The organism is Cupriavidus oxalaticus, from assembly GCF_038900635.1.
Taxonomy (GTDB): Bacteria; Pseudomonadota; Gammaproteobacteria; order Burkholderiales; family Burkholderiaceae; genus Cupriavidus; species Cupriavidus oxalaticus_B.
On record NZ_JAYMRX010000007.1, the window covers coordinates 271220 to 290560 of the forward strand.

Annotated in this window: 16 protein-coding genes; 6 read left to right on the forward strand and 10 right to left on the reverse strand. The window is 67.9% G+C overall.

The features are described from left to right. Positions 1-63 precede the first annotated feature (63 nt). The 3 genes from VSR71_RS14690 to VSR71_RS14700 all read right to left on the reverse strand — a co-directional run bounded on the left by VSR71_RS14690 (position 64) and on the right by VSR71_RS14700 (position 3096). Positions 64-489 (reverse strand): PRC-barrel domain-containing protein, encoded by a 426-nt coding sequence (locus VSR71_RS14690; protein ID WP_342914581.1) that lies wholly within the window; start codon positions 487-489, stop codon positions 64-66. A 172-nt stretch (positions 490-661) separates the two neighbouring features. After that, a complete protein-coding gene (locus VSR71_RS14695; RefSeq protein WP_342914582.1) occupies positions 662-1747 on the reverse strand; it encodes a porin in 1086 nt (361 codons plus the stop codon). A 422-nt stretch (positions 1748-2169) separates the two neighbouring features. After that, positions 2170-3096, reverse strand: coding sequence for a LysR substrate-binding domain-containing protein (locus VSR71_RS14700; RefSeq protein WP_342914583.1), 927 nt, complete (start codon positions 3094-3096; stop codon positions 2170-2172). 201 nt (positions 3097-3297) lie between these two features. Between VSR71_RS14700 and VSR71_RS14705 the strand changes: the two genes are divergently transcribed. Next, positions 3298-4320 carry a DUF1338 domain-containing protein gene (locus VSR71_RS14705; RefSeq protein WP_342914584.1) on the forward strand — a complete coding sequence of 341 codons (1023 nt, stop codon included), beginning with the start codon at positions 3298-3300 and terminating at the stop codon, positions 4318-4320. A gap of 78 nt (positions 4321-4398) precedes the next feature. Here VSR71_RS14705 and fusA read toward each other — a convergent pair whose 3' ends face one another. Then, a complete protein-coding gene (gene fusA / locus VSR71_RS14710) occupies positions 4399-6507 on the reverse strand; it encodes an elongation factor G (RefSeq protein ID WP_342914585.1) in 2109 nt (702 codons plus the stop codon). A gap of 259 nt (positions 6508-6766) precedes the next feature. Between fusA and VSR71_RS14715 the strand changes: the two genes are divergently transcribed. Beyond that, entirely contained in the window at positions 6767-7393 is a 627-nt protein-coding gene (locus VSR71_RS14715; protein ID WP_342914586.1) for a response regulator transcription factor, read from the forward strand. Positions 7394-7469: 76 nt separating this feature from the next. Here the strand turns inward: VSR71_RS14715 and VSR71_RS14720 are convergent, their stop codons facing one another. Then, positions 7470-8264, reverse strand: a complete 795-nt coding sequence (locus VSR71_RS14720) for a FadR/GntR family transcriptional regulator (protein ID WP_342914587.1) — start codon at positions 8262-8264, stop codon at positions 7470-7472. A gap of 113 nt (positions 8265-8377) precedes the next feature. Here VSR71_RS14720 and gudD point away from each other — a divergent pair, with 113 nt between their 5' ends. From gudD to VSR71_RS14735, 3 genes are all read left to right on the forward strand, one after another. Next, positions 8378-9748 carry a glucarate dehydratase gene (gene gudD, locus VSR71_RS14725; protein ID WP_342914588.1) on the forward strand — a complete coding sequence of 457 codons (1371 nt, stop codon included), beginning with the start codon at positions 8378-8380 and terminating at the stop codon, positions 9746-9748. A gap of 86 nt (positions 9749-9834) precedes the next feature. Beyond that, entirely contained in the window at positions 9835-10860 is a 1026-nt protein-coding gene (locus VSR71_RS14730; RefSeq protein ID WP_342914589.1) for a tripartite tricarboxylate transporter substrate binding protein, read from the forward strand. A 105-nt stretch (positions 10861-10965) separates the two neighbouring features. Further along, on the forward strand, positions 10966-11967 hold the full coding sequence (locus VSR71_RS14735) for a Bug family tripartite tricarboxylate transporter substrate binding protein (protein WP_209761988.1): 1002 nt from the start codon (positions 10966-10968) through the stop codon (positions 11965-11967). A gap of 267 nt (positions 11968-12234) precedes the next feature. Here the strand turns inward: VSR71_RS14735 and VSR71_RS14740 are convergent, their stop codons facing one another. Together VSR71_RS14740 and kdgD are read right to left on the reverse strand one after the other, a co-directional pair. Continuing rightward, positions 12235-13761: an aldehyde dehydrogenase (NADP(+)) gene (locus VSR71_RS14740; RefSeq protein ID WP_342914590.1), complete on the reverse strand. Its 1527-nt coding sequence runs from the start codon at positions 13759-13761 to the stop codon at positions 12235-12237. Between the two features lie 103 nt (positions 13762-13864). Continuing rightward, positions 13865-14779: a 5-dehydro-4-deoxyglucarate dehydratase gene (kdgD, locus tag VSR71_RS14745; protein ID WP_342914591.1), complete on the reverse strand. Its 915-nt coding sequence runs from the start codon at positions 14777-14779 to the stop codon at positions 13865-13867. Between the two features lie 350 nt (positions 14780-15129). Between kdgD and VSR71_RS14750 the strand changes: the two genes are divergently transcribed. After that, positions 15130-16110: a DedA family protein/thiosulfate sulfurtransferase GlpE gene (locus VSR71_RS14750; RefSeq protein ID WP_342914592.1), complete on the forward strand. Its 981-nt coding sequence runs from the start codon at positions 15130-15132 to the stop codon at positions 16108-16110. 10 nt (positions 16111-16120) lie between these two features. On the opposite strand, the gene VSR71_RS14755 is transcribed toward VSR71_RS14750, so the two are convergent. From VSR71_RS14755 to pepE, 3 genes are all read right to left on the reverse strand, one after another. Beyond that, entirely contained in the window at positions 16121-17077 is a 957-nt protein-coding gene (locus VSR71_RS14755) for a DUF1177 domain-containing protein (protein WP_342914593.1), read from the reverse strand. Positions 17078-17136: 59 nt separating this feature from the next. Then, positions 17137-18297 (reverse strand): porin, encoded by a 1161-nt coding sequence (locus VSR71_RS14760; RefSeq protein ID WP_342914594.1) that lies wholly within the window; start codon positions 18295-18297, stop codon positions 17137-17139. 276 nt (positions 18298-18573) lie between these two features. After that, positions 18574-19329 (reverse strand): dipeptidase PepE, encoded by a 756-nt coding sequence (pepE, locus tag VSR71_RS14765; RefSeq protein ID WP_342914595.1) that lies wholly within the window; start codon positions 19327-19329, stop codon positions 18574-18576. Between the last annotated feature and the right edge of the window lie 12 nt (positions 19330-19341).

Sequence of the window (19341 nt, forward strand, 5' to 3'; positions counted from 1 at the left end):
GCCGCGCGTGCGTCTCGCAAGACTTTGCCTAGCCTGATGGCGCAATGCAAGCTGCGCCGAGGCCTACAGCGGCGGGCTCACCCAGTACGGGTCGCGCCCATAGTACTCGTGCAGCGACTTGCCCCACTGCGGATCCGCCATGGCCGGCCAGCTGTCCTTGTTGAAGCCGGGCGCGGACTTGATCCGGTCCGCCGTCACGGCAATCCGGAAGCACTTTTCGTCGGTGTCCATCACCAGGGCGTTCCACGGGATGGCGTGCAGCGTATCGCCGATACCGAGGAAGCCGCCGGCTTTCAGCACCGCATAGGCGATGCGGCCATGCGGCACGTCCAGCATGATCTCGGAGATCGTGCCCACGTGTTCGCCGTCGGACGAGTACGCCTTGGTACCGTCAAGGCTGGATGCCGCCATGACTTCGGGACCTGGGCCTTCGCCCACGCCCGAACCGATGATGGCCGCGCCTTGACTGCTGGGAGTTTGGGTTTGCATGTTGGGCTCCTTGTGCCAGTGAAAGCAGGAACTCAGGGCGTGCGCAATGACCATGCCTGCGCCACAAGCGGCGCTACGTCGGCCTGCGCAAGGCCGTCCCATCGCGTTCGGGCACGCGGGAGCGTAATTCTTTCGCGCCCGGTTGCAAAAAAGCGCGCCGGGACGGCCGCGTTCAGAACTGGTGGCGCATCCCCAGCATGACGCCCACGCGCGTGCTGCTGTCCACGCCGGCGGCCGGGGTGCCGGCCCAGTATTCGGTCTCGCGGCCGACCGCGCCGCCGCGTGCATGCACGGCGTCCGCTTCCAGGTACACGCTGGTGCGTCTGGACAGCGCGTAGTCGGCCACCACGGCAATGCTGTCGGCGTTGCCGCTGCCAAGCAGGGCCGGCACGTCCTGGAACTGCGTGGTCACATTGCCGCCCTGCCAGTAGCGGTAATAGGCGCCCGACAGGTGCAACGCCGGCGTGAGCTGGTAGCCCAGCCCGGCAAAGGCGATGTTGAAGCGCGCATCGCCGGCCGATTCACGCCGGCCCATATGGCCGAGGTATGCGGTGGCCTTGCCGAATGCGTACGAACCGCCGACTGAATAGTTGCGCACGGTATTGCTGCCGTCGTCGCTCTTGCGCTGGTCATAGGCCACGCCCAGCGCGAGCGCACCCTGCTGGTACAGCATGCCGCCGCCCAGGGTGGTGCCGCGGGACAGGCTGCCGCGCTGCTCGCCCACGCCGTAGTCCAGCTGCACGGTCAGCGGGCCGATAGCGCGCTTGTAGACCACGCTGTTGTCGATGCGATAGTCCTGGAAAAAGATGTCGCCGCCGATATACAGCGGATCGGACCAGAAATTGCCCCAGCCCTGCGCCAGCGGGTTGAAGGCCCAGCCGATGTTGTTCAGCGCGTTGTACTGGCGCCCGACGGTCAGGCTGCCCCAGTCGCCGCTCAGCCCGACAAAGACCTGGCGGCCGAACAGCGCGTTGTAGCTCGCGCGGCCGTCATCGCTGCCGATGCCGGCCTCGAACTGGAACAGCGCGCGGTTGCCGCCTCCCAGGTCTTCGTCGCCCTTCAGGCCGAAGCGGCTGCCGACCAGGCCGCCGGAGACCAGCGCGGCCTGGTCGTTGTGGTGTCCGTCGAGGTTGGACGTATAGCGCACGGCGGAGCTGACGATGCCGTACAGGGTCACGCCTGGCTCGGCGTGGGCAGAAGGGGCGGCAGCGGACAACAGTCCGGCCGCCAGCAGCCAGGGGCTGGCTGTCTTGCGCATGGATTTCCTCCGGAAAGCGGATTCCGGCCGGGCTGGTGCGGCACCGGCATGGATCCGGGCAGGCCAGCGGGCCTGCGGGTTCCAGTCGCGCGCGGGAGCGCGCGGGTCGTCATCGGGCGCGCGCATGGGTACGCGCGGCCCGGGCGAAGGGCGAAGCGGGCGGCGAAGCCAGGAGGCGGCGAATGCCGGCAGCGGGGCCGGGCAAGCCAGGTGCGGCACTGTCGGGCAGCGCCACGGGGGCGGCCCGAAGGCCTTGGGGCAGGTTCGCCGGCGCCCGCTTCGCGGTCGCTCCGGCATGTGCCGGCGTGACGTATCAGGCTGGTTCCGGGGTGGCCCCGGAGCGGCGAACAGGCGTTAGTTTACCCTGTCCGCGCGGCCGGCCCGGTAAAGTGCCGTACCGGGCGCCGCGCTGGCGGGTTGCGTCAGCCTTCGGAAGGGTCGACCGGCATGTCGCGCGACAGGCCCAGGATCCAGCCGCGGAATGCCGCCAGTGCCTCCGATTCCGGCCGGCCCTCGGGATGGGCGAAGTAGTAGCCCTGGTGCTCGTCCAGCATGCCGGCCAGCGGGGTCACCAACTGGCCGGTCTGCAGCTCGCGCTCGATCAGCAGCCGCGGCGCCAGGCCGATGCCGAGTCCCGCGGCGGCGGCGGCCGTCATCATCGTGAACAGCTCATAGCGCGGCCCGCGCGAGGCCGCCAGGCTGAAGTCCCAGCCCTGCGCCGCGTACCAGTCGCGCCAGGCGTTGGCGCGCGTGCTCAGGTGCAGGTGGCGGCAGCGTGCCAGGCTGGGGGCATCGGTGACGGGATGGCCGGCATGGTCGGCGAGAAAGGCCGGGCTGCACACCGGCACCATGCCGCCTTCGCGGAAGATCACGCCGCCGCGCGTGCCGGGCCAGAACTGGTCGCCGAAATAGATCGCCGCGTCGTACGCGCACTCCTGGAATGAAAACGGCAGCGAGCGCGCCGACAGGTTGACGGTGACGTTGGGATGGCGCCGCGCAAAGTCGGGCAGCCGCGGGATCAGCCACTGCGTGGCGAAGGTGGGCACCACCGCCAGCTCCAGCGTGAAGCCCATGGCGCGGCCGGTGCTGATTTCCAGCGTGTCGCGCTGCAGGTGGTCCAGGTGCCGGCGAATGCGCGCGGCGTATTCGCGCCCGGTCTCGGTCAGCTCCAGGCGCCGCCGCACGCGCGTGAACAGCGCCACGCCCAGGCGCTGTTCGAGTTGCGCCACCTGCCGCCCCACCGCGCTGTGCGTCAGCGCCAGCTCGGCCGCGGCGCGGGTAAAGCTGCCCAGCCGTGCCGAGGCCTCGAAGGCCTGCAGCGCGCCCAGGTTGGGGATGTCGTTTCTCATGGGACGGCGGGGAAGGAAGTGCGACAGTATAAACAGCGGCGTGGCACCGGAGGTCGTGCGCCACGCGCACAACGTTGTGCGCAATACGCGCTTGTGCGTGGCCGGCGCGGCCCACTATCCTGCCCCGCGGATCGTTGCCATACCGCCCGCCGGGGCCCGCCGGGGCGGAAGCCGGTCCGCGACGCCCATATCCAAGTGCCCATGCCATCCAATATCTCCACGCTCCTCACCGCCAACGTCGGCGCCACCCGCGCCGCGCAACTGATGTCGCTGGTCACGCTGCCGGCCGGCCTGCCCCATGACCCGCAAGGTCGCGCCACCCGGGCAGAAATCGCCCAGGCGCTGAACATGGTGCTGTTCGGCGGCATCCTGGAGCGCGTGCCGACCGGCCGCGCCTACACCGACGAAGTCGCCGCCGCCGGCGGCAAGGTCACCTTCGACCACGGCGCGCTGCGCACGGTCAAGTGGCGTGACAACGGCGCGTTGCCCGAAGGCGAGGCCGCCTTTACCCGCATCCTGCGGCCGCTGGGATACATGCTCAACGGCACCTACCCGCTCGACCGCATCGGCATGACCGGGCGCTCGTACGCGCATGCCGATGCACCCGAGGACATTGCCCAGTTCTTCGTCAGCGAATTCCATCCGGAGCGCTTCAGCGAGGACTTCCGCGCCGCGGTCAGCCGCGTTACCGGCAGTTCCGTCGATCCGCTGACGCCGCGCGCGCAGACGCTGCTGTGGCAACTGGAGCGCGACGGCGCGCTGGCAGTGGCCGACGGCGCCGAACTGGTCGGCTTGCTGGTGCCTTGCTTCGAGCGCCAGCACGCCGCGCCGCGGCTGGCCGACTACGAAGCGCTGCTGCGCGAATCGGCGGAAATGGCGTGGATTGCCACTGAAGGCAATGCCTTCAACCACGCCACCGACCGCGTCGACGACGTGTTCGCACTGGCCGAGCAGCAGAAGCAGCTGGGCCGGCCGATGAAGGACAAGGTCGAAGTGTCGGGCAGCGGACGCGTCAGGCAGACGGCGTTCCGTGCCGATACCGTGCGCCGCACGTTTGTCGGTGCGCAGGGCGAGGCCGTCGAGCGCGAGGTGCCGGGCTCGTTCTATGAGTTCATCACGCGGGAGCGCTTTGCCGAAGCCGAAGCCGTGCCGCAGCGTTATGACCTCGGCTTCGATGCGGGCAATGCGCAGGGGATTTTCAGGATGACCGCGGCGGCGTGCTGAGCGCGAATTCGGGATAGTCGTCGACGCCGCCGATTGCGTGCTCCCTCTCGCGCAAGCGGGAGAGGGAGCGAACCATCGCTACCCCAGCCTCTTCGCCGAAATCACCGCCTCGGCCACGTTGGCCGGCGCCTCGGCATAGTGCTTGAACTCCATGGTGAACGTCGCGCGGCCCTGCGTCAGCGAGCGCAGCGTGGTCGAGTAGCCGAACATCGTCGCCAGCGGCACTTCGGCGCGCACGATCTTGCCGCCGCCACCGGCAATGTCTTCCATGCCGTGCACCATGCCGCGTCGTGACGACAGGTCGCCCATCACGTTGCCGGTGAACTCCTCCGGCGTTTCCACCTCGACCGCCATCATCGGCTCCAGCAGCGCCGGCCGGGCCCGGCGCATGCCTTCCTTGAACGCCATCGAGCCCGCCATGCGGAAGGCATTCTCGTTCGAGTCCACGTCGTGGTACGAGCCGAACACCAGCGTGGCCTTGATGTCGACCACCGGGTAGCCCGCCAGCACGCCCGCCTGCAGCGTTTCGCGGATACCCTTGTCCACCGCCGGGATAAACTCGCGCGGCACCACGCCGCCCTTGATCGCATCGACGAACTCGTAGCCGGCGCCGTGCGGCATCGGCTCGAGGTTCAGCACCACGTGGCCGTACTGGCCGCGGCCGCCGGACTGCTTGATGAACTTGCCCTCCACGTCCTTGACCGGCTGGCGGATGGTCTCGCGGTAGGCCACCTGCGGCTTGCCCACCGACGCTTCCACGTTGAACTCGCGGCGCATGCGCTCGACCAGGATTTCCAGGTGCAGCTCGCCCATGCCCGAGATGATGGTCTGGCCGGATTCCTCGTCGGTGTTCACGCGGAACGACGGATCCTCCTGCGCCAGGCGGTTCAGCGCAATGCCCATCTTTTCCTGGTCTGCCTTGGTCCTGGGCTCCACCGCCTGCGAGATCACGGGTTCGGGGAAGCTCATGCGCTCCAGGATGATGACCTTGTTCGGGTCGCACAGCGTATCGCCGGTGGTCGCCTCCTTCAGCCCGACCGCCGCGGCGATGTCGCCGGCGCGCACTTCCTTGATCTCCTGGCGCACGTTGGCATGCATCTGCAGGATGCGGCCGAGCCGCTCGCGCTTGGACTTGACCGGGTTGTAGACGGTATCGCCGGAATTGACCACGCCCGAATACACGCGGAAAAAGATCAGCTGGCCGACGAAGGGATCGGTCATGATCTTGAACGCCAGCGCCGAGAACGGCTCGTCGTCGCTCGGATGGCGCTCGGCCTCGCGGTCGTCCTCGGTGTGGCCGAGGATGGCCGGCACGTCGGCGGGTGAAGGCAGGTAGTCGATCACCGCATCGAGCATGCTCTGCACGCCCTTGTTCTTGAAGGCGCTGCCGCACAGCATCGGCACGATCTCGTTGGCGATGGTGCGCTTGCGCAGGCCGCGCTTGATCTGCTCTTCGGTCAGCGCTTCACCCGACAGGTAGCGCTCGAGCAATGCCTCGTCGGCCTCGGCGGCGGCTTCGACCATCTTGTCGCGCCAGGCCTGCGCGGTCGGCAGCAGCTCGGCCGGGATCTCCTGGTACTCGAAGCGCACGCCCTGGCTGGCATCGTCCCAGACGACGGCCTTCATCTTGACCAGGTCGATCACGCCCAGGAAATGGTCTTCGGCGCCGAGCGGGATCTGGATCGGCACGGCACGCCCCTTGAGGCGCTCGGCGATCTGCGCGTGCACGCGGAAGAAGTCCGCGCCGACGCGGTCCATCTTGTTGACGAAGGCGATGCGCGGCACAGCGTACTTGTTGGCCTGGCGCCAGACCGTCTCGGATTGCGGCTGCACGCCGCCGACCGCGTCGTAGACCATGCAGGCGCCGTCGAGCACGCGCATCGAGCGCTCGACTTCAATGGTGAAGTCGACGTGTCCCGGCGTATCGATGATGTTGATACGGTGTTCCGGGTAATTGCCGGCCATGCCTTTCCAGAAGGCCGTGGTGGCAGCCGACGTGATGGTGATGCCGCGCTCCTGCTCCTGCTCCATCCAGTCCATGGTGGCAGCGCCATCGTGCACCTCGCCCAGCTTGTGGTTGACGCCCGTGTAGAACAGGATGCGTTCGGTCGTCGTGGTCTTGCCGGCGTCGATATGCGCGCTGATGCCGATGTTGCGGTAGCGCTCGATGGGGGTCTTGCGGGGCACAGTGTTCTCCTGGGTAACACCTCCCGAATAGAGTAGCACCACTGGACCTTTGCCGTTGTCCCTGCCGCCCGCAGGGGAACGCGCACGCGCGGCGCATGGCCGTGCATGCAGCCCGGAGCGCCGGCGTCTGAGGCAAGCCTAGGGGCGAGCTGCAATACCTTGCGGAATCCTCCCATCCTGCGCGCCGCCTTGCCTCCCTATACTGGCCCTGCATCGCGCCGGCCGATGCCCCGACATATCCATTCACTCGAACCGACGCATGACCACCATCCTGATCGTTGACGACCACCCGGCGATGCGGCTGATTCTCAAGACCCACCTGCTGCAGGTGCTCGGCGTCGATGAAGTGCTCGAGGCCGACAACGGGCAAAGCGCGCTCGAGCTGGTGCGCGCGCGCATGCCCGACCTCGTGCTGCTCGATCTCGACATTCCGCGCTCGAGCGGCCTCGACGTGGCGCCGCGCCTGCGGGCGATCCATCCGCAGGTGCGGCTGCTGGTGGTGACGGCGCTCGACCCGGCGGTGTTCGTCAGCCGCGCGTGGCAGGCCGGCGCGCAGGGCTTTGTCAGCAAGACGCAGGACCTGAAGGAAATCCTGCGCGCGGTCGAGTCCGTGCTGGCCGGCTATACCGTGTTTCCCGCGATGGGCCGGGACGGCTCGCGCCATGCGGTTTCCGCCGACGACGAGATGCTGTGCCGGCTTTCCGACAAGGAACTGGTGGTGCTGCAGATGCTGGCGCGCGGCATGTCGTACAAGGCCATCAGCGCCAGCCTGTTTATCAGCAACAAGACCGTCAGCAGCTACAAGGCGCGCATCATGGCCAAGCTGCAGGTGTCATCGCTGGTGGAACTGGTCGACTTCGCACGCCGCTGCCACCTCGCCTTGTAAGCGCCCGGCCGCCGAGCATTGTTCAGACATCGTATGACTGGTGGCGCGCGGAAACGCCCCGCGGGGCGTCGGCCGGTCAGGCCTGCGCGCTGCCGGAGCCAGAGGCCTTGCGCAGCCGCTCCCGGCTGTTGGTCAGGTGCATGCGCATCGCCGCCTTGGCCGCTTCGGGGTCGCGGCGTTCGATTGCGTCGTAGATGTTCTCGTGCTCGAACTGGACGCGCTCCAGGTACTGTTCGCGCTCCGGCGTATTGACCTGCAGCCGGCTGCGCGGGATCAGCATGGTGCCCAGGTGGCCCATGATGTCGGTGAAGTAGCGGTTGCCGGTGGCGCGGGCGATGGCCAGGTGGAAGGCAAAATCGCTGTCCACCGCGTCGCTGCCGGCCCCGGTATTGCGCTTGAGCTCGTCAAGCGCCTGGCGCATGGCGGCCAGCTGGGCGTCGCTGCGGCGCGCGGCGGCCAGTCCGGCAGCCTCCGCCTCCAGGCTGACGCGGAATTCCAGCATCGCCATTACATCGATCGCGGTTCCCAGCGTATCCGGCCCGATGCGGAACGGCGAGGGCGCTTCCGCCGCGCGTGCCAGCACGAACGTGCCGATGCCGTGGCGGGTCTCGACCAGGCCGCTGGCCTGCAGCCGCGACAAGGCCTCGCGCACCACGGTGCGGCTTACGCCCTGCGTCGCCATGATTTCCGATTCGGTCGGCAGCTTGTCGCCGGGCTTGAGCTGGCCCTGGCGGATCTCTTCGGAGAGCGCCTGCACCACTTCTTCGGCCAGGGTGCGGCCGCGGCGGCGCAACGGCACGGCTGCGGCGGCGTTGGGCGCAGCGGTGGCGGAAGGCGGGTCGGACAGGGCAGGGTTGCGTGCGGTAGGCATGGCGGATAACGGGCGGGGTTTCCCGGACTTGACCGGTTCCAGATGGCCTCATTATACTGGGTTATCAGTCATACGATGACCGATAACATAGCAATGCCGGAGACCAGACCCGAATGACCCATCCCGCCACTTCCGCCGCCCCCGCCAACGCCGGTGCGGGCCACACCCCCGTGGTGACAGAACTCACCGTGGTGCCCGTGGCCGGGCACGACAGCATGCTGATGAATCTGTCAGGGGCCCATGGCCCGTACTTCACGCGCAACATCGTGATCCTGCGCGACAGCGCCGGCCACACCGGCGTGGGCGAAGTGCCGGGCGGCGAAGGCATCCGCCAGACGCTGGAAGACGCCCGCCCGCTGCTGGTCGGGCAGCCCATCGGCCAGTACCAGGCCATCCTGAACCGCGTGCGCGCCACCTTCGCCAGCCGCGACGCCGGCGGCCGCGGCCTGCAGACCTTCGACCTGCGCATCACCATCCACGCCGTCACCGCGCTGGAATCGGCGTTGCTCGACCTGCTTGGCCAGCACCTGGAGGTGCCGGTGGCGGCACTGCTGGGCGAGGGCCAGCAGCGCGACGCCGTCGAGATGCTCGGCTACCTGTTCTATATCGGCGACCGCCAGCGCACCACGCTGGACTACCGCACCGAACCCGATGCCGACAACGCCTGGTTCCGCCTGCGCAATGACGTGGCAATGACGCCCGAGGCGGTCGTGCGACTGGCCGAGGCCGCGTACGAACGCTACGGCTTCAACGACTTCAAGCTCAAGGGCGGCGTGCTGCGCGGCGAAGAAGAAATGGAGGCGATCCTGGCGCTGGCCGAACGCTTCCCCAAGGCGCGCATCACGCTTGACCCCAACGGCGCCTGGTCGCTGGCCGAAGCCGTGCGCCTGTGCCGCGACAAGCGCGGCGTGCTGGCCTACGCCGAAGACCCGTGCGGTGCCGAGGATGGCTATTCCGGCCGCGAAGTGATGGCGGAGTTCCGTACCGCCACCGGCCTGCCCACCGCCACCAACATGATCGCCACCGACTGGCGCCAGATGGGCCACGCGGTGCGCCTGCAGTCGGTCGACATCCCGCTGGCCGACCCGCACTTCTGGACCATGCAGGGTTCGGTGCGCGTGGCGCAGATGTGCGCCGAATGGGGCCTGACCTGGGGCTCGCACTCGAATAACCACTTCGATATCTCGCTGGCGATGTTCACCCACGTGGCCGCCGCCGCGCCGGGCCGCGTCACCGCCATCGACACGCACTGGATCTGGCAGGACGGCGAGAACCTGACCAAGGCGCCGCTGAAGATCGAGAACGGCCTGGTGCAGGTGCCGAAGACGCCGGGTCTGGGTGTGGAGCTCGATATGGACGCGCTGGGCCGTGCCCACGCGCTTTACCAGAGCAAGGGCCTGGGCGCGCGCGACGATGCCATCGCCATGCAGTTCCTGATTCCCGGCTGGCAGTTCAACAACAAGGCGCCCTGCATGGTGCGCTGATCCGGACCTCGGTCCGGTCTGGCAGGCATGGCGTGTCGCGATGATGGCGGCGCGCCGGTATCGACAAGACATAGCAGGAGACAACGATGTATCCCTTCCAACGCACGGGCGCGCCGCGCCTGCAAGACTGGCTGCGCGTGGTGGCCGTCGGCTCGGTGCTGACCGTCGCGGCGCTGGCTGCGCTGACGGCGGGCAACGCCCGGGCCGCGCAAGATTGGCCGCAGCGCCCGGTTTCTGTGGTGGTGCCGTTCCCCGCGGGCGGCTCCACCGACACCATCGCGCGCATGCTGACGGCGCCGCTCAACGAGAAGCTGGGCCAGCCGTTCGTGGTCGACAACAAGCCCGGCGCGACGGGGGCCATCGGCGCGACCTTCGTCAAGCGCGCGCCGGCGGACGGCTACACCATGCTGGTGGCGTCGATCGGCGTCTTTGCCGTCAACCCGTTCCTGCAGAAGAACCTGGGCTACGACCCGGTCAAGGACTTTGACCTGCTGACGGTGGCGGTGCGCGCGCCGAACGTGCTGGTGGTCAATCCGCAGTTCCCGGCGAAGAACGTGCAGGAACTGGTGGCGCACATGAAGAAGAACCCGGGCAAGGTCAGCTTTGCCTCGTCCGGCGCGGGGTCGTCTGACCACCTGACCGCGGCGCTGTTCTGGCAGAAGACCGGCACCGACGGCCTGCACGTGCCGTACAAGGGTGGCGCGCCGGCGATCTCCGACCTGCTCGCCGGCCAGGTGGACGTGTCGTTCCAGAACATCAACGCGGTGCTGCAGCACATCCGCACCGGCAAGCTCAAGGCGCTGGCGGTGACGGCGGACAAGCGCCCGGCCGTGCTGCCCAACGTGCCGACCATGGCCGAAGCCGGCGTCAAGGAAGTCGAGGTCTATTCCTGGCAAGGCGTGGCCGCGCCGCGCGGCCTGCCCGCCGACGTGAAGACGCGCCTGCATGGCGCGCTGGTCGGGGCGCTGAACGATCCCAAGATGCGCCAGAAGCTGTCGGAGAACGGCTTCGAGGTAGTCGCGAACACGCCCGAGCAGTTCAGCCAGTTTGAAGCGCAGGAACTGCAACGCTGGAAGACCGTGATCGAGAAGGGCCGCATCGTGCTTGACTGAGCGCAACAAGGCACCGACTCCACCTGACCAACACACTGATAGCGCCGGCCGCCGCACGATCACCGTGCCGTGCCGGCGCATTTGCAACAACAACGGAGACATAGCATGACCCAGGGACGCCGCATCTTCCTCAAGCAGACTTCCGCGCTGGCCGCGGGCATCGCCGCTGGCCCGCTGGCTGGCCTGGCCACCGGCGCGCATGCCGCGCAGCAGGCGTGGCCGACGCGCCCGATCCGCCTGGTGGTGCCGTACACCGCAGGCGGTTCGTCAGACATCATCGCGCGCCTGATCAGCAAGCAGCTGGGCGAAGCGCTGGGCCAATCCGTGGTGGTCGACAACAAGCCGGGTGCCAATGGCAACGTGGGTGCGGCCCTCGTCGCGCAGGCCACCGATAACCACACGCTGATGCTGTGCGATATCGGCGCGCTGGCGATCAGCCCGTCGGTCTATACCAAGCTGACCTTCAATATCGCCAAGGACCTGAAGCCGGTGACGATGCTGGCGTACTCGCCGCACCTGCTGGTGGTGCATCCGTCGGTGCAGGTCAGCAGCGTGAAGGAACTGGTCGAGCTGTCCAAACGCAGCCAGCTGAACTTTGCCGTGACCGCGATCGGCAGCGCGCCGCACCTGGCCGGCGTGGCGGTGGAGCAGGCCACCGGCGCCAAGTGGCAATACGTCCCGTACAAGGGCGGTTCGCAGGCGATTGCCGATACCGTCGGCGGCAGCGCGCAGGTGCTGATGAACGGCATGCTGGCCACGCTGCCGCATGTGCAGTCGGGCAAGCTCAAGCTGATCGCCCAGTCCAAGCGCACGCGCATGCCGCTGCTGCAGAACGTGCCGACCATTGCCGAGCAGGGCGTGCCCAACTTTGAGTCGGGCACGTGGCAGGGCGTGATGGCGCCGGCCAGCATGCCGGATGCGCTGGTGACGCGGATCAACGCCGAGCTGATCAAGATCATCCGCGCGCCGGATCTGCGTTCGCAACTGGTGGCGCAGGGGGCTGAAGTGGTGACGATGACGCCGGCCGAGACCGGCAAGTTCTTCGTTGCCGAGCAGGCGCGCTGGGCGGGGGTGGTGAAGCAGGCGGGGATCAAGCTGGAGGCTTGATACGCAGAGATATTTGCCCCCGACGCCGCGCAGGGGCGCTGCGATGCCATAACGGCCCGCGTGTTGAACGCGGGCCGTTTGTCCTTGCGGCGGCGATTCAAAAGGAAAAGCCCGCACGAGGCGGGCTTGGCTGCTGACAAAGTCAAAGGCTGCGAATGTTGTCTCCCCTCTCCCATCTATGGGAGAGGGGAGCAAACAGCCTGGCATTTTCCCTTTGTCAGCAATCTGGCCCGCACGAGGCGGGGCTCATCACTGCAAGCGTTGCGCTTATCCCTGCAGCGCAGCCGGCAGCAGACCCTGCGGCAGGTTCTGGTAGCAGACCGGACGCAGGAAACGATCGATCGCCGTGGCGCCGACCGAGGTCGAGCGCACGTCCGACGTCGCCGGGAACGGCCCGCCATGCACCATGGCATAAGCCACTTCCACCCCGGTCGGATAGCCGTTGCACAGCACGCGCCCAGCCTTGCGCTCCAGCACCGGCAGCAGTTGGCGTGCGGCCTCATGGTCGGCGTCGTCGAGCTGCATGGTGGCGGTGAGCTGGCCTTCGAGCTGGCGTGCCAGCGCGAGCATCTCGTCCAGGTCGCGGCACACCACCAGCACGGTCGACGGACCGAACACCTCAGCCTGCATGCGGTGATCGGCCAGGAACTGCGCGGCGGTGGTTTCGAACATCACCGGACGGGCCTGGTTGACGCCCGTGGCGGCGACGCCGTCGCCGATGCGCTGCAGGCCATCCAGCGACGACAGCTGCGCCACGCCCTTTTCATAGGCGGCATGGATTCCCGGCGTCAGCATGGTCGCCGCGGGCTTGCCGCCCAGCGCGTCGAGTGCTGCGGCACGGAACTGGTCCAGCGCCGGGCCTTCGATGCCGATCACCAGGCCGGGGTTGGTGCAGAACTGTCCCACGCCCAGCACCAGCGAATCGACCAGCTGGCGGCCGATCTCGGCGCCGCGCGCCTGCAGTGCGGCGGGCAGCAGGAACACCGGGTTGATGCTGCTCATCTCCGCATACACGGGAATCGGCTGCGGACGGGCGTTGGCCGCCTGCATCAGCGCCATGCCACCCGAACGCGAACCGGTGAAGCCGACCGCCTGGATCGCGGGGTGCGATACCAGCGCCGTGCCGACGACATTGCCCGCGCCCACCAGCAGCGAGAACACGCCTTCCGGCAGGCCGGCATCCTGCACGGCCTTCTGGATCACGCGGCCGACCAGTTCTGACGTGCCCAGGTGCGCCGAATGCGCCTTGACCACCACCGGGCAACCGGCGGCCAGCGCCGAGGCGGTGTCGCCGCCGGCGACCGAGAAGGCCAGCGGGAAGTTGCTGGCGCCGAACACCGCCACCGGGCCGATGGCGATGCATTGCATGCGCAGGTCGGGGCGCGGCGGGGTGCGCTCGGGCAGCGCGGCGTCGAAGGTGGCCTCTTGCCAGCGGCCTTCGCGCAGCACGGTCGCGAACAGGCGCAACTGGCCGGCGGTGCGGCCGCGCTCGCCCTGCAGGCGCGCGACCGGTAGGCCGCTTTCCTGGTGGGCACGTTCGATCAGCGTGTCGCCCAGTGCCTCGATGCCGGCGGCGATCGCTTCCAGGAAGGCCGCGCGCTGCTCGGACGAGGTATTGCGATAAGTATCGAAGGCCGCTTCGGCCAGCGCGCAGGCGCGCTCGACGTCGGCCTGGCCGCCGCCATGGAAGTCGGGGCCGAGGACTTCACCCGTGGAGGGGTTGATAGCCTGCAGCTTCGATTGGTTGCCGCGCACGGCTTGCGCGCCGATCAGCATGTCGCCGGTGATGTGCATGGAAGGATTCCTTGTCAGCGTGTGAATGTGGCGGAAGAGGACAAGCCGGCCGGAGGGCAAAGTGCCCCGCGGCCGGCTTGTCGCTATGCAATGGCAGGACGGATTACTGCGGGCCGAGCTTGTTGATCAGCGTGCCCAGCATTTCCATTTCTTCGCCGGTCAGGTCGGTCAGCGGTGCGCGCACCGGGCCGCCGTCGCGGCCCACGATGCGGGCGCCGGCCTTGACGATGCTGACGGCGTAGCCGGCCTTGCGGTTGCGGATGGCCAGGTACGGCAGGAAGAAATTGTCGATCAGGCGGCCCACGGTCTCCTGGTCGTCCGCGGCGATGGCCCGGTAGAAGTCCATCGCGGTTTTCGGGATGAAGTTGAATACCGCCGACGAGTACACCGGCACGCCCAGCGCCTTGTAGGCGGCGGCGTAGACCTCCGCCGTGGGCAGGCCGCCGAGATACGAAAAGCGGTCGCCCAGCTTGCGGCGGATGCTGACCATGGCCTCGATGTCGCCCACGCCGTCCTTGAAGCCGATCAGGTTGGGGCAACGGTCGGCCAGGCGGGACAGCTGGTCGGCGTTCAGCTTCGAGTTGGCGCGGTTGTAGACGATCACGCCGATGTCGACCGACTTGCAGACTTCTTCCACGTGGGCGGCGATACCGTCCTGGCTGGCTTCAGTCAGGTAATGCGGCAGCAGCAGCACGCCGGCGGCGCCCAGGCGCTGCGCTTCCTGCCCGTAGGCGATGGCGGTGCGGGTCGGGCCGCCGGCGCCGGCCAGGATGGGCACCTTGCCGGCGCAGGTCTTGACCGCGGTGTCGACCACGGCGGTGTAGTCGGCCGGGGTCAGCGAAAAGAACTCGCCGGTGCCGCCGGCCGCGAACAGCGCGGTGGCGCCGTACGGGGCCAGCCACTCCAGGCGGGCAGCGTAGGACTTCGCATTGAAGTCGCCCTTGGCGTCGAAGTCGGTAATGGGAAAGGAGAGCAGGCCTTCGGAGACGATCTGCTTGAGTTCGTTGGGTGCGAGCATTGCGAAATCCTGATCGGGCCGGCGGCCCAGGGGTGGTGACAGCGGTGGCCTGCCGTTGGCGGGTCATCCGAGTTATCAGTCATCGTACGACAATGGTCATGCAAAGGCAATAGGCTGAGGGGCGCACGCGGGTTAACCGGTAGAAGCGGGCGCCATTCCAGCGCTATCCACGGATGCTGCCCATTTCGGGGTCGCCTGCCGCACTGGCCTGCCTCCGCCTGTACCCGCAGGTTGTAGGACAACGTAAGTGACGGGTAATCAGTAATTTTGATGCTCCCGTGCAAAGCCGGACCGTGCATCGGTTGCTTCCGGCTGGCACACTGACAGCCTGAACCAAGGGGGGAAAGACGGTGGGAGAGTTACAAGCCTTGCTGGAAAACCACGGGCTGATGCTGGTATTCCTGAACGTGCTGGTCGAACAGGCGGGGCTGCCGGTGCCCGCGTACCCGATGCTGTTCGTCGCCGGCGCGCTCGGCATGCAGGAAACCGGTCCGTCGATCGGCGCGGTGCTGGCCGCGGTCATCCTGGCCTGCCTGATTGCCGATACCGGGTGGTACTTCGCCGGCCGCCGGCTGGGGCAGCCGATGCTGCGCACCATCTGCAAGGTATCGATCTCGCCCGATTCCTGCATCCGCCAGACCCAGTCGCTGTACCTGCGCGTGGGGCCGCGCTCGCTGGTGATCGCGAAACTGCTTCCCGGTGCCGGCGCGCTGTCCACCGCGATGGCCGGCATGACCGGCACGCCGCTGCCGGTGTTCCTGTTCTATGACGCGATCGGTGCGCTGGTGTGGGCCGGCAGCGGCCTGCTGATCGGCGTGGTGTTCAGCGACTTTATCGATGCCATCCTGGAGGGCTTCAGCACCTACGGGCATATGGCCGTGGTGGCGGTGGTGGTGGCGTTCCTGGGGTTCCTGGCGTGGCGCTCGTGGCGCCGCTTCCGGCTGCTGCGCGTCACGAAGCGCGTGCCGCGCATGAGCGTGGATGAACTGGAATCGCGCCGCCTGGCCGGCACGCTGCCCGTCGTGATCGACGTGCGGGCCCATGGCGACTTGCCGATGGAGCGCATCCCCGGCTCGATGGTGCTCGACATGCAGGGCGCACTCGACAGCCTCGACGCGCTGGGCGTGCCGCCTGCCGAGGCCGACATCGTGGTCTATTGCGCCTGCCCGAACGAGATGTCCGCGGCGCTGCTGGCCGAACGCCTGCGTCTTGCCGGCTATCCCAGGACCTGGGCGCTAGCCGGGGGCTTCGACGAATGGAAGCGGCGGCACGGCGAGACCGTGCCGCCTGTCGTCACCCATCCCGATCCGGCCAAGGTGGCGGCACGCTGACGCGCAAGGCTCAGCGCTTGCCCGCGGTCTGGAATACCGACAGGTCCGGATAGATCGCGCGGATCTTCTCCCACTCGGCGGCATTGAAGAACTGGCACTTGCCGACTCCGAAGCGCTTGGCCACCTCCACGCAGAAGCGCACCGCCTCGGCGATGTCGATCTCGTGGTTGGCCGAGGTGGCGCTGCCCGATACCACCGACTGCGCGGTCACTGCCACGCCGACCACCGGCGCCGCCGTGGCGACGTGCGGCTGCATGATGCTGTTGAAGTGGTACAGGCCGTTGTGGTACGGCGTGATGTCCTGCAGCGAGATCGGGAAGGTCACCGCCGGACAGCCGGTGGTCGATTCCATCGTCGCCACCAGGTCCGGCGCCACGCGCAGGATATAGCCCTGCATCGCCGTCGGCGAGATGGCGAAGCCGCGGTGCTTGATGATGCTGTTTCCCTTGGACGCGTCGATCGACAGGATCGCATCCATTTCCGGCAGCACCTGGTAATCGTTCATGGTGTCGGACGACACCGGCATGCCCATGAACGGCACCGGGTCGTGCGGCTGCATCGAGACATCGGTCGAGAGGTGCGTGGTCACGATCACGTCGCCGGCGAGGTGGTCGCCGCGCGCCTTCATCTGCGCGAGCTTCAGCGCCACCGCGAGGCAGCCGATCGGGCCGTCTGCATCGGACACCAGGCCCACCAGTTCCGGACGCGCGCCGATGGCGCCGTTGCGGCCGATCACGCCCAGCGTCGGCGCCTTGCCGCCGCCACGCTTGCCGGCGGTGCCGGGGATCACGATGGTGATGAAGTCGGTGGTATTGGCCGTGTTCTCGGGCGGCGCGTTATTGACCGTGGTGACTTGCACGGTCACGCCGGCGCCGGCGTAGGGCGCGAACAGTTCGCTGACGACCGCACCGTTGGCGTGCGGGCTGTCCAGGGCTTCGTGAATGACCAGCGTCTGCTGCAGGGCCATGGCTTTCTCCAGATGATGTGCCAGGCCCGCGTGGCGCGGGCCCGGCGTCGGTTGAATCGTTAGAACTGGTGGCGCAGGCCGACCATCACGGTGGTCTGGCTGTCGCGACCGTCCAGCGGCGTGCCGCTGCCGCCGGTCCAGCTGGTGGTGTTGTTGCCGAACAGGCCCGACCAGTCCCCGTGGACGCGGTCATAAGCCAGCGCCAGGTAGGTGTCGGTGCGCTTGCTGAAGGCGTAGTCGGCCACGGCATACGCGGTGGTGCGGTTGCCGCTGAAGCTGTCGGCGCGGGTGCGGTTGTGCATCACGCTGCCGGTCAGCGTCACGTTGCCGGTCACGGCATAGCTCGCGCCCAGCGTAAAGAAGTCGTCGTGGCGGCTGCTGCCGAACACCGAGTTGATCGCCGCGCGGTTGGTCGGCGTGGCGGCGGTCGACATGCTGGTGATGGTGGCCGTGTCGGTGCCGCCCTTGGATGAGTCGAAGCCCGCGTCGCGGTCGCTGTGGATGTAGTTGGCAAACAGGCTGGCGCGCCCGACCGCGGCTTTCAGGCCCGCCAGGTAGATGTTCGCGGTACGGCTCTGGCTGTCGCGGGTCTGCTGGAAGTCGCCGATCGCGGTGATCGGGCCGGCCGCGTACTTCAGGCCGAACGACATCGACGAGGTGGCGCGGGTGTTGCCCGCGGTCTCGCCCAGCGCGTATTCGGCGATCAGCGACACCGGGCCGAAGTTGCCGGTGTAGCTGACGGCGTTGTCGTAGCGCTGGCCGGTCAGGTACACCATCCACGAGTTCGACGGTGCCGCGCCCACGCCGAGCGGATCGACGTAGTAGAGCATGGTGTTGGCGGTGGTGTATTGCCGGCCCAGCGCCAGTTCGCCCCACTGGTTGCCGATCTTCACGTACGCCTGGCGGCCGAACAGTTGGCCCTGCTGATCGAACTTGCCGGTGTCCGCGAGGAACCCGTTTTCCAGCACGAAGCCGGCCTTTACCCCGCCGCCGAGGTCCTCGATTCCCCTCAGGCCGAAGCGGCTGCCCGACAGGAAGCCTTCGCCGCCTTGCTGCATGCCGACCTGCGCATCGCCGGCGGGGTTGGAATGGGTCTGGTAGGTCAGCGCGGTGTCGATGACGCCGTACAGCGTCACGCCCGACTGCGCGATCGCGGCGGCTGGCAGGCCCAGCAGCAGCGGCAATGCCAGGCGCACGGCGTGGCGAAGGGTTTGGCTCATTGTGTTTTCTCCTCCGAAGGGCAAAAAAGGGGCCGCGCGGGCGGCGCTGGGCGGCTCGCGGGGCAGGGTTTTGTTGTTTGTCGTGGCCGTGACCGGCCTGGGATGGCTAGCTGCTGATCGAGCGCCCGTGTTGCTGTTTTGCTCCCCTCTCCCGCTTGCGGGAGAGGGGCCGGGGGTGAGGGCCGGCGCTTGCCAAGCATCGCAGGGTCTCACTTCGTGGAGACTCCCGCCCTCACCCCCGCCCCTCTCCCATGAATGGGAGAGGGGAGAAAACACTCAGGCTGCGAAGCCCGGCCAGTCCTCCATCCCGGCAGGCCCTGTGATCTGCGACAGCGCGAAAGGCTCGCCCTCGCGAATGATCTCGACCCTGCCTTCGGCCGGGAACCACAGCGCATTGCGCTCGCCCAGCACGGTGCCGGTGGTGCCGTCCGAGTACAGCGCCGAGCCTTCCGGCAGCGCGAACACCTGTTCCGGCGCATTGATGTTCAGGAACTCGGCCAGGCGCTCCTCGCGGCTTTCGCCGTTGTGCCCCGCGGGCTTGCCGCTGATGAAATGCGGGTTGATCTGGAACGGCACCAGCCCCAGCGCGCGCAGCGACGGCGGCTGCACGATCGGCATGTCGTTGGTGGTGCGGATGGTCGGGCAGGCCACATTGCTGCCGGCGCTCCAGCCGACGTACGGCGTGCCAGTGCGCACCTTCGCGCGGATCGCGTCGACGATGCCGGCGTCGTACATGCGCTTGAGCAGCGCGAAGGTATTGCCGCCGCCAACGGCGATGGCTTCCGCTTCCTGCACCGCGCGCAGCGGATCGGCGCTGTGGTGGATCGACTCGAGCGCATAGCCGAGCTTCTCGAACACTGGCTTGACCATGCCTTCATAGGTATCGAAGCTGAAGGTCACGCCCGCGAACGGCACGAACAGCACCTTGCGCGGCTCATGCTTCAGCAGCGTGTGGATCTGCTCGCCGGCGTGCTCCAGGTAGCCGAGGTTGTCCTTGCGTGAGCTGCTCATCAGGAGGATGCGTTGGGTCATGTCTTGGTTTCC

Excerpts from the sequence above, each read along its gene's own strand:
- VSR71_RS14690 (WP_342914581.1), bottom strand. The coding sequence starts at position 489 with ATGCAAACCCAAACTCCCAGCAGTCAAGGCGCGGCCATCATCGGTTCG.
- VSR71_RS14695 (WP_342914582.1), bottom strand. The coding sequence starts at position 1,747 with ATGCGCAAGACAGCCAGCCCCTGGCTGCTGGCGGCCGGACTGTTGTCC.
- VSR71_RS14700 (WP_342914583.1), bottom strand. The coding sequence starts at position 3,096 with ATGAGAAACGACATCCCCAACCTGGGCGCGCTGCAGGCCTTCGAGGCC.
- VSR71_RS14705 (WP_342914584.1), top strand. The coding sequence starts at position 3,298 with ATGCCATCCAATATCTCCACGCTCCTCACCGCCAACGTCGGCGCCACC.
- VSR71_RS14715 (WP_342914586.1), top strand. The coding sequence starts at position 6,767 with ATGACCACCATCCTGATCGTTGACGACCACCCGGCGATGCGGCTGATT.
- VSR71_RS14720 (WP_342914587.1), bottom strand. The coding sequence starts at position 8,264 with ATGCCTACCGCACGCAACCCTGCCCTGTCCGACCCGCCTTCCGCCACC.
- gudD (WP_342914588.1), top strand. The coding sequence starts at position 8,378 with ATGACCCATCCCGCCACTTCCGCCGCCCCCGCCAACGCCGGTGCGGGC.
- VSR71_RS14730 (WP_342914589.1), top strand. The coding sequence starts at position 9,835 with ATGTATCCCTTCCAACGCACGGGCGCGCCGCGCCTGCAAGACTGGCTG.
- VSR71_RS14735 (WP_209761988.1), top strand. The coding sequence starts at position 10,966 with ATGACCCAGGGACGCCGCATCTTCCTCAAGCAGACTTCCGCGCTGGCC.
- VSR71_RS14740 (WP_342914590.1), bottom strand. The coding sequence starts at position 13,761 with ATGCACATCACCGGCGACATGCTGATCGGCGCGCAAGCCGTGCGCGGC.
- kdgD (WP_342914591.1), bottom strand. The coding sequence starts at position 14,779 with ATGCTCGCACCCAACGAACTCAAGCAGATCGTCTCCGAAGGCCTGCTC.
- VSR71_RS14755 (WP_342914593.1), bottom strand. The coding sequence starts at position 17,077 with ATGGCCCTGCAGCAGACGCTGGTCATTCACGAAGCCCTGGACAGCCCG.
- VSR71_RS14760 (WP_342914594.1), bottom strand. The coding sequence starts at position 18,297 with ATGAGCCAAACCCTTCGCCACGCCGTGCGCCTGGCATTGCCGCTGCTG.
- pepE (WP_342914595.1), bottom strand. The coding sequence starts at position 19,329 with ATGACCCAACGCATCCTCCTGATGAGCAGCTCACGCAAGGACAACCTC.